At 61.9% G+C, this 13,594-nt stretch carries 15 protein-coding genes; 8 read left to right on the top strand and 7 right to left on the bottom strand.

Annotation, left to right across the window (positions count from 1 at the left end):
• Window positions 1-3: 3 nt before the first annotated feature.
• Complete coding sequence (gene mnmH, locus MHM97_RS03175; RefSeq protein ID WP_239319376.1) at window positions 4-1,056, bottom strand: tRNA 2-selenouridine(34) synthase MnmH; 1,053 nt, start codon at window positions 1,054-1,056, stop codon at window positions 4-6.
• 177 nt (window positions 1,057-1,233) lie between these two features.
• Between mnmH and MHM97_RS03170 the strand changes: the two genes are divergently transcribed.
• Window positions 1,234-1,713, top strand: a complete 480-nt coding sequence (locus tag MHM97_RS03170) for a MarR family winged helix-turn-helix transcriptional regulator (RefSeq protein WP_239319375.1) — start codon at window positions 1,234-1,236, stop codon at window positions 1,711-1,713.
• Window positions 1,714-1,797: 84 nt separating this feature from the next.
• Here the strand turns inward: MHM97_RS03170 and MHM97_RS03165 are convergent, their stop codons facing one another.
• From MHM97_RS03165 to MHM97_RS03155, 3 genes are read right to left on the bottom strand one after another with little or no spacing between them, the layout of a single operon-like run.
• Window positions 1,798-2,100 (bottom strand): J-domain-containing protein, encoded by a 303-nt coding sequence (locus MHM97_RS03165; protein ID WP_239319373.1) that lies wholly within the window; start codon window positions 2,098-2,100, stop codon window positions 1,798-1,800.
• Between the two features lie 6 nt (window positions 2,101-2,106).
• On the bottom strand, window positions 2,107-3,165 hold the full coding sequence (locus MHM97_RS03160) for a quinone-dependent dihydroorotate dehydrogenase (RefSeq protein ID WP_239319367.1): 1,059 nt from the start codon (window positions 3,163-3,165) through the stop codon (window positions 2,107-2,109).
• Between the two features lie 36 nt (window positions 3,166-3,201).
• On the bottom strand, window positions 3,202-3,540 hold the full coding sequence (locus MHM97_RS03155) for a DUF952 domain-containing protein (RefSeq protein WP_239319366.1): 339 nt from the start codon (window positions 3,538-3,540) through the stop codon (window positions 3,202-3,204).
• 189 nt (window positions 3,541-3,729) lie between these two features.
• On the opposite strand from MHM97_RS03155, the gene MHM97_RS03150 reads away from it, so the two are divergent.
• Window positions 3,730-5,310, top strand: a complete 1,581-nt coding sequence (locus MHM97_RS03150) for a bifunctional metallophosphatase/5'-nucleotidase (RefSeq protein WP_239319364.1) — start codon at window positions 3,730-3,732, stop codon at window positions 5,308-5,310.
• 304 nt (window positions 5,311-5,614) lie between these two features.
• Here the strand turns inward: MHM97_RS03150 and MHM97_RS03145 are convergent, their stop codons facing one another.
• The 3 genes from MHM97_RS03145 to MHM97_RS03135 are packed head-to-tail and all read right to left on the bottom strand — an operon-like array spanning window position 5,615 to window position 7,893.
• Window positions 5,615-6,937 carry an MATE family efflux transporter gene (locus MHM97_RS03145; RefSeq protein WP_239319363.1) on the bottom strand — a complete coding sequence of 441 codons (1,323 nt, stop codon included), beginning with the start codon at window positions 6,935-6,937 and terminating at the stop codon, window positions 5,615-5,617.
• 18 nt (window positions 6,938-6,955) lie between these two features.
• The gene (locus MHM97_RS03140; protein WP_239319362.1) at window positions 6,956-7,474 is read right to left on the bottom strand and encodes a PaaI family thioesterase; all 519 of its coding nucleotides are present in this window, start codon (window positions 7,472-7,474) and stop codon (window positions 6,956-6,958) included.
• Window positions 7,471-7,893: a PaaI family thioesterase gene (locus MHM97_RS03135; protein ID WP_239319361.1), complete on the bottom strand. Its 423-nt coding sequence runs from the start codon at window positions 7,891-7,893 to the stop codon at window positions 7,471-7,473. The genes MHM97_RS03140 and MHM97_RS03135 overlap by 4 nt, the downstream gene beginning before the upstream one ends.
• Before the next feature lie 125 nt (window positions 7,894-8,018).
• Between MHM97_RS03135 and MHM97_RS03130 the strand changes: the two genes are divergently transcribed.
• From MHM97_RS03130 to MHM97_RS03105, 6 genes are all read left to right on the top strand, one after another.
• Window positions 8,019-8,387 (top strand): MerR family transcriptional regulator, encoded by a 369-nt coding sequence (locus MHM97_RS03130; RefSeq protein ID WP_239319359.1) that lies wholly within the window; start codon window positions 8,019-8,021, stop codon window positions 8,385-8,387.
• A 535-nt stretch (window positions 8,388-8,922) separates the two neighbouring features.
• Window positions 8,923-9,324 (top strand): MerR family transcriptional regulator, encoded by a 402-nt coding sequence (locus MHM97_RS03125; protein WP_005629585.1) that lies wholly within the window; start codon window positions 8,923-8,925, stop codon window positions 9,322-9,324.
• Window positions 9,325-9,389: 65 nt separating this feature from the next.
• The gene (locus MHM97_RS03120) at window positions 9,390-11,171 is read left to right on the top strand and encodes an acyl-CoA dehydrogenase C-terminal domain-containing protein (protein ID WP_239319357.1); all 1,782 of its coding nucleotides are present in this window, start codon (window positions 9,390-9,392) and stop codon (window positions 11,169-11,171) included.
• 91 nt (window positions 11,172-11,262) lie between these two features.
• Window positions 11,263-11,475 carry a hypothetical protein gene (locus MHM97_RS03115; protein WP_005629582.1) on the top strand — a complete coding sequence of 71 codons (213 nt, stop codon included), beginning with the start codon at window positions 11,263-11,265 and terminating at the stop codon, window positions 11,473-11,475.
• A 37-nt stretch (window positions 11,476-11,512) separates the two neighbouring features.
• A complete protein-coding gene (locus MHM97_RS03110; RefSeq protein ID WP_239319355.1) occupies window positions 11,513-12,676 on the top strand; it encodes an acyl-CoA dehydrogenase family protein in 1,164 nt (387 codons plus the stop codon).
• Window positions 12,677-12,961: 285 nt separating this feature from the next.
• Window positions 12,962-13,594, top strand: a complete 633-nt coding sequence (locus MHM97_RS03105; protein ID WP_239319353.1) for a glutathione S-transferase family protein — start codon at window positions 12,962-12,964, stop codon at window positions 13,592-13,594.

Here is a 13,594-nt window from a genome sequence, read left to right as displayed (position 1 = left end):
ACCTCAAAGAGCTGCCATCACCTCCAATACGCGCGCTGCGGCCTGCGTGCGATCCGACGCGCTCAATCCCGGCAGCGCAATCTGACGCTGGTTGCTCACCGCATAGCGGCTGCGGGCCTTGCGGTAAGCGGGGTCGTAATGGTCTGCCATCAACCGCGCCACCAGCGCTGGTTTATCTCCCGCCGCGATCAGCTTGAACCAGTCCTCCACCACCGCGCCCGAGCGATGTTCCTTAAGAGGTCCGAGCTTTGCGCGCAGGTGGTCCGCGTCTGACAGAATGTCATCGTAAGCCTCAACCAGATAGGCGCAGCGGGCCTCAAACGGCACCTCAAGATCAATCCTCGGTGCGGCTTTCATCGCCTCCCACAGGCTGGGCGGCAGGATACGCGCCCCGATCTTGCTGGCTTCGGCCTCGACCAGCACCGGGCGCGCCGGGTCCATCTGCGCCAGCGCGCAGGCGATATAGCTCTCGAACCGTTTCTGACTTGGCTGCCCTCCCGGCATCTCGCCCAAGAGCGAACCGCGATGCCCCGCAAGCCCCTCCAGATCCAGCACCTGACCGCCCATCGCGGCGATCTGCTGCAAAATCTCGGTCTTGGCGGTGCCGGTCAACCCGTCCAGCAAGATCAGCCGATGCGACAGTCCCGCCTCATAGAGCGCGGCATGTACCAGACGGCGATAGCTTTGATAGCCGCCCTGAACCACCTCGGCCCGCCAGCCGATCTGGCTCAACATCCACGTGAAACTGCCCGAACGCTGCCCGCCGCGCCAGCAATAGACCAGAGGTTTCCAGCTGCCGTCGTGATGGCTCAGCCGTTGCTCGATGTGGGTGGCGGCATTGCGAAACACCATCGCCGCGCCGATCTTGCGGGCACGAAAGGGGCTTTCCTGCACATAGATCGTGCCCACCTCGGCCCGTTCCTCATTGTCGAGCACCGGCAGGTTGATCGCGCCGGGCACATGGTCCTCGGCGTATTCTGCCGGGCTGCGCACGTCGATCACGGTATCGTGTCCATGCGCAAGAAAATCGGAAAGTGTTTGAAACGTCAGAGCCATGCCCCATCTCTATCTTCACCGGTGCGACAACAAAATACCTATCCACTCGCGCCGGGGCATGTCTGCGCCGAATGCAACCGGCCCGCGAACGATCCGCCCGCGCATGAGGTGCCTTCTGGCCACGTCCTGGCCGCATTTGGGGACATACTCCCCGCATCATTGACCCAAAGGCCCGCCATGCCCGAGCGCGAATTGGAACTCGATCACCTGCCCGCCACGCTGATCCGCCGGTTGAACCAGATCTCCGTCGCACGGTTTGCGACCGCCATGTCCAACGCCAACATTGACCTGACCCCGGTGCAATATGCCGCGCTGGCCGCACTCGCCGCCCGTCCCGGGGTTGATCAGGCAACGCTGGCAGCACTCATCGGGTATGATCGCGCGACACTTGGCAAAGTGGTGGAACGCCTCGATCTGAAACATCTGGTCCGGCGCGAGGTGCGCCCCGAGGATCGCCGGGCGCGCAGCCTGCATCTGACCCCTGCCGGTGCGGCCCTGCACGACGCCGCCCGCCCGCTGGTCGAAGCGCTGCAAACCGATATCCTCGCTGGCCTGTCCCGCAGTGAACGCCAAGACATGCTGCAGCTGTTGCGCAAGGCCACCGAGGCCGCCGAAGCGGGCGATCACGACGCCCCACCCATGGTCCGGAGCGCATAACGCGCTCTGCCGCACAGGCGCGCAGCATCTGTTGTCAGAGGCCGGAGTATGCCAGATCGGAAACCCCGCGTGCGCCTGCGTACCTCAGCCCCGTTTACGCGCGAGTTCGATCCGCGCCTCGGTCATGGACAAATCGGAGATGATCTGGCGACGCTTGCTGCGATCACTGGTCTCGTTCAGCTCCGCACGCAGGCGGGCCAGTTCACGGCTGAGCGCGACCACTTCGGGCACCGCGCCATTGTCCCGCAGGAGTCTGTTCATCACCGCATTGTCGGGATCATCGCATGGGGGCAAAGGACGGCCTGCCCCTTCGAGATTGTCAAAGGCTCCGTCTTTTTCGGCGGCAGCAATACGCGCGTTGATGAGATCTATCAGCGGGTGGTCCATCGCCCGTCAGAGCCAGTCATTGCGCGCGGTGCCGACAGCCTGCGCCACGGTGTCATAGCCGTCGCGCGCAAGAAGCCTATCAACCCCCGTGGCGATCTCTGCGGCCAGGGACAGGCCGCCATAGACCAGCGCGGTATAGAACTGCACCGCCGAGGCCCCGGCCCGGATCTTGGCATAGGCCTGTTCTGCCGAGGAAATTCCCCCGACGCCAATGATCGGCACTTCGCCGTCAAGACGCGCGGACAGCTGCGCCAGCACGCGGGTGGATTTGTCAAACAACGGTGCGCCGGACAGGCCGCCGGCTTCCTCCCGATGCGGGCTTTTCAGACCGTCTCGCGCAAGCGTGGTATTGGTGGCGATCACCGCGTCGATGCCGCTGTCGCGCGCCACTGCCGCGATGTCATCCAGCCCGGCCTGATCCAGGTCGGGCGCGATTTTCAGGAATACCGGGACCGGGCGGTCGAGGCTGCTGCGGGCGTTCATGACCCCCGCCAGCAGCGCCGATAGTGCGGCCTTGCCCTGAAGGTCGCGCAGTTTCTCGGTATTGGGTGAGGACACATTGACGGTGGCAAAATCCAGATGCGCGCCGCAGTGGCGCAGCACCCGGGCAAAATCCTGTGCACGGTCGTCGCTGTCCTTGTTGGCCCCGAGGTTGAGGCCGATCACGCCATCCTTTGGACGGTTGGCGAGCCGGGCGCCGATCACGTCCATGCCTTCGTTGTTGAAGCCAAAGCGATTGATCGCCGCGCGATCTTCGCTCAGCCGGAACAGGCGGGGCTGCGGGTTGCCGGGCTGCGGGCGCGGTGTCGCAGCGCCGACCTCGATAAAACCAAAGCCCGCCTGCGTCAGCGCGCCGAGCGCCTCGGCGTTCTTGTCAAACCCGGCGGCCAGCCCCACCGGATTGGGCAGGCGCAGCCCCGCGATTTCGGTCTTCAGCCGCGGCGACGTGACAGGCCCCGGACGCGGTGTGAGCCCGGACTTCAGCGCCTTGATGGACAGTCCATGGGCGGTTTCGGGGTCCAGGCGATGCATCACCGCCAACGCCAGTGTTTCGGACAGCTTCATTCGCCATGTCTCCTTTGGTGCGCGCAGCGCGGGGGCTCAGACCATCTCGGCGGGAAATTGATGCTGGCCGTCAACCAGCGGCAAGGGTTTGACCCAGAGCACCTCGGTCAACTGCAAGCGGCGATAGAGATGCGGGAACAGCGCCCCGCCGCGCGATGGCTCCCACTTCAGCGCCTCGCCCATCGCTTCGGCGTCAAACGCCAGGAGCCACAGGCCCTCGGCCCCGGCAAAATGCTTGGCTGCGGTTTCCGCCGCCTGCTGGGCTGTCGAGAAGTGGATATAGCCGTCCGCCAAATCCACGGGCGCGCCATCGGTTTCACCGGCGGCCTCAAAAGCGCGCCATTCGTCGTCACGGAAAATCTTGTACATCAGCATGGGAACCTCATGCCCTCAGACACCCCTGCTGCGCAAGGGCGCTTGTGCAATGGGCAGCGCAAAGTTTCCCCTGCGTCGATATATCCCTGTCATGATAATTTGGTTTTGACTGTTTGGACAAAGATCCCGAATATTGGTCGAATAACAACCGCCGGTAGAGGTGGCATAACAAAGGTGAGGGTTTATCCTATGATCGCACGTTTCCTGACATCCGTGGCCGCGCTTGGCCTGACCGCCGGCCTTGCGGCGGCGGACTACAAGCTGACCATCCTGCACACCAACGACATTCACAGCCGCATCGAGTCGATCAACAAATACGACTCCACCTGCGGCGCAGAGGACGAGGCCGAAGGCAAATGTTTCGGCGGTGTGGCCCGCATCAAGACCAAGGTCGACGAAATGCGCGCGGCGCTTGAGGGACAGAACGTCCTGCTTCTGGATGCGGGCGACCCGTTCCAGGGTTCACTGTTCTACACCACCTACAAGGGCGCAGCCGAGGCCGAGTTCATGGAGGCCATCGGCTATGACGTCATGGCCGTCGGCAACCACGAATTCGACGACGGCCCGGCCGGGCTGGAGAAATTCGTCGATACCGTGTCGTTCCCGGTGATCTCCGGCAATCTCGACCTCAGCTCCGAACCGCTGCTGAAGGGTAAGGTCGGCAACCACGTGGTGCTTGAGGTCGGCGGCGAAAAGATCGGCATCATCTCCGCGCTTGCGACCGACACGGTCGAGACCTCCTCGCCGGGGCCCAACGTCGTGTTCCAGGACGAGATCGACAGCCTGGCCGCGGATGTGGAGGCGCTGCAAGCCGAAGGCGTCAACAAGATCATCGCCCTGACCCATGTGGGCCTGGCCAAGGATCTTGAGATCGCGGAACAGGTTCCGGGTCTCGACGTGGTTGTGGGTGGCCATTCGCACACGCTCCTGTCCAACACATCCGACCGCGCCGCAGGCCCCTACCCGACCATGGTCGGCGATGTGCCGGTGGTGCAGGCCTATGCCTACTCCAAATACCTAGGCGAGTTGACGGTGACCTTTGACGACGCAGGCAATGTAACTGCGGCCGAGGGCGATCCGATCCTGCTCGACGCCTCGGTGACGCCGGATGCGGAGATCGCCGCCCGCGTGGCCGAGATGGGCGCCCCGATCGAAGAGATGAAAACCCGCGTGGTGGCCGAAACCGCCGATACTGTCGATGGCTCCCGCGATGTGTGCCGTGCGGGCGAATGCTCGATGGGCAATCTGGTGGCCGATGCGATGCTGGCGCGGGTGAAGGACCAGGGCGTCTCGATCGCGATCCAGAACGGCGGCGGGCTGCGCGCCTCCATTGACGCGGGCGAGGTGACCATGGGCGAAGTGCTGACCGTGCTGCCGTTTCAGAACACGCTCTCGACCTTCGAGGTCAGTGGCCAGACCATGATCGACGCGCTGGAAAACGGCGTGGGTCAGATCGAGGAGGGCGCAGGCCGTTTCCCGCAGGTCGCCGGCATGAAGTTCGCCTTCGACCCGGCCAAGGAACCGGGCGCACGGGTCTCTGACGTGATGGTCATGGAGGGCGATGCCTGGGTGGCGATCGATCCGGCCAAGACCTACGGCGTGGTGTCCAACAACTACGTCCGCAACGGCGGCGACGGCTACAAGATGTTCGCCGGCGACGACAAGAACGCCTATGACTTCGGCCCCGATCTTGCCGATGTGGTGGCCGAATACCTTGCCGAGGCCGGCCCCTACAGCGCCTATACAGACGGTCGCATCAGCCAGAAGTAAGCCCCGCCCGGAGCACCGGTCGCTCCCTGTGATCCGCTGCTCCAGCCTGCATGTCCCCTGTCAGAGCAATCCGGCAGGGGAAATCGGAAACAGAAAACCGCCCAGGGAAAACTGCCCCACCCCGGCATCGCCCTGGCCTGAGCCAGTGCGATCCGGTGAACTCAGGGCGCCGGCAGGCCGCGCCGAAGGCGCGGCCTGCCCCCCGGCGATTTGCTTGGCAAAGCGCAACCCCTCTCGCAAGATCAAGTGGCGCACCCACTGCCGCAGTCAGCGCAACGGCCCGTCCAGCCCAACCAGAGCAGTATCAGGCAGCCGCCACGCCGGCCTCCAGCCTCCGATAGCGGAGCGCCAGCGTCACGGCCCGGGTGAGATTCAGCACCATCAGCGCCAGCCACAAACCGTGGTTGCCCAGAGCCGGAACCAGAACCAGCAAGGCCCCGACATAGACGGCGACCGATTGCAGCGCCGCGATCCGCATGTCGCGGGTCCATGTGGCGCCGATATAGATCCCGTCAAACATGTAGCTGGCAACGCTGACAAGCGGGGCAAGCGCCACCCACATGAGATAGGTGCGACCGGTCTCGCGCACCTCCGGCGCGGTGGTCATCAGGTCGATCAGCATCGGCCCCAGCCCCCAGAACCCCAGCGCCAGCAGCGCGGCAAAGCCGATCCCCCAATGGCTGGAAACCAGCGCCGCCCGGCGCAGGCGCTGCGGATCGCGCGCCCCCACCGCGCCGCCCACCAGCGCCTCGGCACTGAACGCAAACCCGTCCAGCGCAAAGGCAGTGATCTCCAGAAACTGGATCAGCACCTGATTGGCCGCCAGCTTCACATCCCCCATATCCGCGCCGATGAACAGGAAGGTCGTAAACGACAGCGTCAGCAGCACCGACCGCACCATGATGTCGCCATTGACCTGCATCATCCGCTTGATGCGCGCCCGATCAAAAATCCGCGCCCAATCATGCCATTGATCGCCCGCAAAGGCCGACCGGCAGAACCACAGTCCCAGCACCAGCCCCGACCACTCGGCAATCAGCGTCGCTGTCGCAACGCCTTCGACACCCCAGCCGAGCCCGAGCACAAACCACAGGTCCAACAGGATATTCAGCCCGTTCATCCAGATCTGAAGCAGGAACACCGCGCGTGTACGCTCCACCGCAATCAGCCAACCGGTCACCGCATAAAGCCCGATGGTCGCGGGGGCGCCCCAGATGCGGATCTCCAGATAGGCCCGGGCCAGCCCTTCCACCTCGGCGCTGGCAGGCGCGAGGGCAAACGCCCCCCAGAATACCAAAGCCTGTGCAACGATGAAAAACACCCCCGCCCCGAAGGCCAGCATCAGACCCCGCATCAGCAGCGCACCGGTCTCGGCCACATCCCCGGCCCCACGCGCCTGCGCCGCAAGCCCGGTGGTGCCCATGCGCAGAAACCCAAAGGCCCAGTAGAGCGTCGACAGGATCACGGCGCCTACCCCCACCGCGCCAATGGGGGCCGCCTCGCCCAGTTGCCCCACGACACCCGTGTCCACCGCGCCGAGGATCGGCACGGTCGCATTGGACAAGACGATCGGCAGCGCGATTTTGAGCACCCGACCATGGGTGATGGGGCCAGATGCCTCGGACATGGATGTCGACCTTTGTGATTAAGTGCCGGAACGCCGGTCCTGCGGCATCAGGAAATGCCCTGTCGCCTGCGCAAAGAGCTTGTCCTTGTGATCCTGCCAGGCGGCCACATGCACCGAGGCATAGCGCCGACCAGAGCGATTGACCGTGGCCCGCGCGTAAGAATCGCGCGGCAGGCCGGACCGCAGATAATCCACGGTGAAATCAATGGTTTTAGGCAAGCGCGGCATCTGTCCCGCGGCCATGGTGTCCACGTCCAACTCGCCGCTTTCGAACTGCGGCCAGAGGTGGAACCACTGCAGGGTGATCACCGAGGTGACCTCCAGAAACGCCGCCGTCGCCCCACCGTGGATCGCCGGCAGCATCGGGTTGCCGATCAGAGTGTCGTGGAAATGCATGGTCGAGGTCAGCTCATCGCCACGCCGCTCGAAGGTGATGCCGAGAAACCCGATGTAAGGTACCGATTCCACCAAGGCCGCAAGGGCCGCATCGCGGCGTTGCTTGATCACTTGCACGGGCTCAGGACGGTGGCGGCTCATTGCTTGGGCTCCAGCGTGAAGGCGCCAGAGGCCGTTGCGACAGGCACCTCGGTTTCCTCATCCGTTGCCACCGCGCGTACAAAGGCGACATTGCGGGTCACGTGGTGACAGGTTGCGGTTGTGGTGATGGTCTGCCCCGGCGTCGCCCCGCGCATATAGTCGATCCGCAGATCGATGGTGGCGGTGCTCGACGGCTCGCTCGGGTGGCTCATCACGGCCGCGCCACAGCAGGTATCCATCAGGGCCGAAACCGCACCGCCATGGATCACGCCAGTATCCGGATCCCCGATCAGTTTCTTGTCATAGGGCATCACGATCACCGCGCGTCCATTGCCGATCTCGGTCAGCTCCATCCCCAAAGCCTTTGAGTGCGGGATCGCCTCAATGAACTGGCGCGCCAGTTTGGTTTTGTCAGCCATGACTTGCTCCTTGCCGGATTTGCCTCATTTATTCCGTGCATGGGGGCAAAGCGCAAGGCTTGCAAAACTCCCAGTTGCACCGCTCGGTTCAGATGCTTAGGTTGCCCGAGCAAGGGAGGACATGGATGACCGAAACAAAACTGTCATTCAAGGAGATGTGCGCCGAGTTCGATGTGACGCCGCGCACCCTTCGGTACTATGAATATATCGAGCTGTTGCAGCCCGAACGTCAGGGGCGTTCACGGTTCTACGGCGCGCGCGACGTGGCGCGGATGAAGCTGATCCTGCGCGGGCGCAAGTTCGGCTTTCAGCTCGAAGAGATCCGCCAATGGTTGCTGATCTACGACAAGGAAGGCGACGAAGCGCAAAACCGCGCCTTTATCGAGATGGCCGACCGGCAACTGAAGGAACTGGAACTCCAGCGCCAGCAGATCAACGAGGCGATGGAAGAGCTGACCGACCTGCGCAAGGTGACCCTGGATTTGTTGAAGTAGGTCACTTGTCCGCCTCCCACCGAGAATAGCTGCGCAGGGTAGATCAATCAGCATACACGACTGCATCGGCGAGACCTCTTTCTATCCGCGGCTGCTGATCGGAACTGGGGTTCTGATCTCGGGTAGTTTAAGAGCTCAAGGAGGACCTCACTGTCGCGCACATGTGCGCAGTCTTGGTCGGTCGTCTCGAGATATCCAGCAACAAACTGCAATGGGCGCTTCGAGTGCTTACGTTGCCGCTCCCTCTCGTGCGGTGGCTGTATCTCATCGACAGATGCAGGTCATAGGGGCCTAGTGGCAAACTTAAATCAGCCTGTTTGCGTATGCTTTGCGGAGACATGACGCTGATTTCACCTCCAAAATTTTTGGCTTTTCCCCAAAACGTCACGTCAAATCGCCCTGCCACCACGTCACCCCTCAAAATGACGCGGCGTCGGAGTTACGTAAACGTCAAGTTCATGTTGTAACTCTCGACAAGAGCCGCCAAGGTTTACGCAGACGACGCCAACGTAAAGCAACATCTGAGTGACGCCCCATGAGTGAAGACACCAAATCCATTCGCGAGATGTGCGACGAATTCGGAGTAACGCCGCGCACGTTGCGATTTTACGAAGCCAAGGAATTGTTGTTCCCGATCCGGGACGGACAAAAGCGGCTCTTTACCAAGCGCGACCGGGCGCGGCTGAAACTGATCCTGCGCGGCAAGCGGTTTGGCTTCAGCCTGGAGGAAATCCGCCAGCTGCTCGACCTGTATCATATGGGCGACCAGCAGCTGACGCAGCTCAGCCGCACCTATGAGATCGCGCAGGACCGTCTGGCCGATATGGAGCGCCAGCGCGACGAGCTGACCGAGGCCATTGATGACCTGAAGGATCAGTTGAAATGGGGCGAGAAAGTCATCGCCTCGATGAAAACAAACGCCAAGGCGGCCGAGTAAACCTCACCGCCCTGCCCGATTGATTGAACCGCTAAACGCACCACATCCAACCTTTGAGGACCGCGATGCCGAGCTATACCGCCCCCACCAAGGACACCCAATTTGTTCTGCATGACGTGCTGAACATCAAGGACGCAGGAATCCCCGGCTATGACGAGCTGGAGCCCGATTTCACCGGCGCCGTTCTTGAAGAAGCCGGCAAGATCGCCCGCGACGTGCTGCACCCGCTGAATGTGGTGGGCGACACCGAGGGCTGCCGTCTGGAAAACGGTGTGGTCTACACCCCGACCGGCTTTAAGGCCGCGTTTGAACAAGTGAAAGAAGGCGGCTGGCCCGGTCTCGACATGCCGGAACAATACGGCGGCCAGAACATGCCCTATGTGATCGGCACCGCCGTGGGCGAGTTCTTCTCCGGCGCGAACCAGGCGTTTACCATGTATCAGGGCCTGACCCATGGCGCGGCCTCGGCCATTCTGGCGCATGGCACCGACGCACAAAAAGACACCTATCTGCCCAAGATGGTCTCTTGCGAGTGGACCGGCACCATGAACCTGACGGAGCCCCATTGCGGCACCGATCTGGGGTTGATGCGCACCAAAGCAGAACCGCAGGAGGATGGATCTTATAAGATCACCGGTCAGAAGATCTTTATCTCCGCTGGCGATCACGACATGTCCGAAAACGTGATCCACCTGGTGCTGGCCAAGATCCCCGGCGGCCCCGAGGGCATCAAGGGCGTGTCGCTCTTTATCGTGCCGAAGTTCATCGTGAACGACGATGGCACGCCGGGCGAGCGCAACGGCGTCTCGGTCGGCAAGATCGAAGAGAAGATGGGCATTCACGGCAACTCCACCTGCGTGATGAACTACGATGACGCCAAAGGCTGGCTCTTGGGGGACATGCACAAGGGCATGCGCGCCATGTTCACCATGATGAACGAAGCTCGTCTGGGTGTGGGCATGCAGGGTCTGGCGCAGGCCGAAGCGGCCTATCAGAACGCGGTGGAATACGCCAAGGACCGTCTTCAGGGCCGTGACGTGACCGGCGCGAAAAATCCCGATGGTCCGGCAGATCCGCTGATCGTCCACCCCGATATTCGCCGTAACCTCATGGATCAAAAGAGCTTTGCCGAGGGCGCGCGGGCGTTCATCCTCTGGGGAGCGACCATGATCGACAGGGCGCATCGCTCTGAGGACAAGGACGCCGATGGGCTGATCTCTCTGCTCACGCCGGTTATCAAAGGGTTCCTGACCGACAAGGGCTATGACATGACCGTGCAGGCCCAGCAGGTTTACGGCGGCCATGGCTACATCGAAGAATGGGGCATGTCGCAATATACCCGCGACGCCCGTATCGCGATGATCTACGAGGGCGCAAACGGTGTGCAGGCGCTGGATCTGGTGGGCCGCAAACTGGCGCAGGATGGCGGCAAGCATGTGATGGCGTTCTTTGATCTGGTCAAAGGGTTCTGCAAGGAAAACGCTGAAATCTCTGACACTTATGCCAAGGACTTCATCGAGCCTCTGAAGGCAGCTTCCAAGGATCTGCAGGCGGCGGGGATGTATTTCATGCAAAACGGCATGAAGAACCCCAACAACGCGCTCGCTGGCTCCACCGATTTCATGCATATGTTCGGCCATGTCTGCCTTGGCCTGATGTGGGCGATGATGGGCAAAGCCGCGCAAAAGGCGCTTGACGACGGGGCCTCTGACGCGGCGTTCTACGAGACAAAACTCGCCACCGGCCGCTACTACATGGCACGTCAGCTGCCCGCGACCAAACTGCACCTTGCCCGCATCGAGACCGGTGCCGACACGGTGATGGCTCTCGACGCCGCACAGTTCTGACCGCGCTCTTTGACATGACATGGGATGTGCCCCTGTGGGGCATATCCACCCTTGGCCGCCGGGGCGCATTTGGAATTGAGAGGATCCGAATATGCCCAAACGCTTTCGCCTGACCCGCCGCTTTCCCGTCGCCATGACGGAGGATGGCTTTCGCAGGCTCAAACGCTTTGCCCAGGAGGCCGGACTGGATGAGGGAGAAGCGCTGTCGTTTCTGTTCGAGAATTTTGACAGCGTGACCAACCATGAAAACCTGACCCACCGGTTGCGGCTGTTCAATGCCGAGCTGGAGGATCGCAAACGCTAGCGCACGGCGAGCACTGCCACGCGCTTAAGGGGGAGAGATGAGCGCAGAGCTGGATTTTCGCACATCATCTGCATGGATGACCGACGAGCACAAGATGCTCGCCGACATGACGCAGAGCTTTATCACCAAGGAGTGGGCCCCAAAATTCGAGCGCTGGCGCAAGCAGGGCGAGATGGACCGCTCCACCTGGGCGGAGGCCGGTGAACTGGGCCTGCTCTGCCCCTCCATCCCCGAGGAATACGGCGGCGCGGGCGGCGATTTTGGCCATGAAGCGGCAATCCTTATCGAGGCCAGCCGCGCCAATCTCGCCAGCTGGGGCCACGGCATCCATTCCGGCATTGTGGCCCATTACATCCTGTCCTACGGCACCGAAGAACAAAAGCAGCGTTGGCTGCCCAAAATGGTGTCCGGCGAGCTGGTCGGCGCGCTAGCGATGACAGAACCCTCAACCGGGTCTGACGTGCAGGCCATCAAGACCAAGGCCATCCGGGACGGCAATGTTTATCGGTTGTCCGGGCAGAAAACCTTTATCACCAATGGCCAGCACGCCAACCTGATCCTTGTGGCCTCAAAAACGGACCCGTCCCTTGGGTCAAAAGGCATCTCGCTGGTGGGGCTTGAAACAGATGACGCCGACGGGTTCACCCGTGGCCGCAATCTCGAAAAAGTCGGCCTGCACGCAGCGGACACATCGGAGCTGTTTTTCGACAATATCGCGGTGCCGCCGGAAAACATCCTTGGCGGAGCAGAGGGTCAGGGCTTTTACCAGATGATGCAACAACTGCCGCAGGAACGGCTGATCATCGCCTGCGGCGCGGTTGGCGCGATGCAAGGCGCGGTCGAGCGCACCATCGCCTATTGCAAAGAGCGCGAAGCCTTTGGCGGGCCTCTGACCCAATTCCAGAACACCCGCTTCAAGCTCGCTGAATGCCTGACCAAGAGTAAAGTCGCCCGCGCCTTTCTTGATGAATGCATGGTCGAACACCTACGTGGGGACCTGAGCGTCGAAAAAGCGGCGATGGCCAAATACTGGATCACCGACACCCAAGGCGCTGTGCTCGATGAGTGTTTGCAACTGCACGGAGGATACGGGTTCATGCAGGAATACGCTGTGGCGGAGATGTGGACCGATGCCCGTGTGCAGCGCATTTACGGCGGCACCAATGAGATCATGAAAGAGCTGATTGCGAGGTCCCTGTGACTGATCTGGCGCTTTCCCTCGCCGCGTCTGACGGATGCCTCCGGCGGGGATATTTGAGAGAAGTTGAAGGTATGGGGCGCGCCTGCCCCCGAGCTCTCCGCCTAATGGGCAAGCGCGCCTTCAGCTTCTGCGGTCATCGGCTTCCCAGCCTGTACCGCACTGCCATGTTATCGCCATCTTGGTTAACAAACGCTGACTATCCTTCATCTTCTTCAAAATATCCCACGGGGGTGCGGGGGTGTGAAACCCCCGCCGCGACATCGCCACTGGGAGGGGCGATTTGACATGAAACTCTATTGTTTTGGCGAATCCGGCCATTCCTACAAGGCGGCGCTAGCGCTTGAGCTGGCAGGGCTTGCGTGGGAGCCGGTCTTTGTCGATTTCTTCAACGGCACCACACGCGGCGATGCGTTCCGAAGTGACGTCAATGAAATGGGCGAATGTCCGGTTTTAATTGATGGTGACGTCACACTCAGCCAGTCGGGCGTGATCCAGCAGTATCTGTCCGAGACCTATGGCAAGTTTGGTGGAACCACCCCGGAAGAGAACCGGGAAGTCCTGCGCTGGCAGCTTTGGGACAATCACAAATTGTCTTCAAACGCGGGCCTGTGCCGGTTTTTGATGAATTTCCTGCCCGAAGACAAACGCCCGGCTGACGTAATCGCATTCCTGCAAGGGCGCCTCAAAGCGGCCTACGCTGTTCTGGACAAACACCTGGAGGGCCACGACTGGATCGTGGGCGAAAGCCTCACCAACGCCGACCTTACCTGCTGTAGCTACCTCTACTACCCGGAGCCTTTCGGCTTTGACCGCAAGGACTACCCCAATATCGACGCCTGGCTGTCGCGCATCAGCGCCCTGCCCGGCTGGAAACACCCCTATGACCTGATGCCCGGCAACCCGTCGGATCGAGCTTGA

This window comes from Epibacterium sp. Ofav1-8, assembly GCF_022348185.1.
GTDB lineage: Bacteria > Pseudomonadota > Alphaproteobacteria > Rhodobacterales > Rhodobacteraceae > Epibacterium.
The sequence above is the reverse complement of the archived record's forward strand: the minus strand, read 5'-3'. Positions and strand labels throughout refer to the sequence as shown.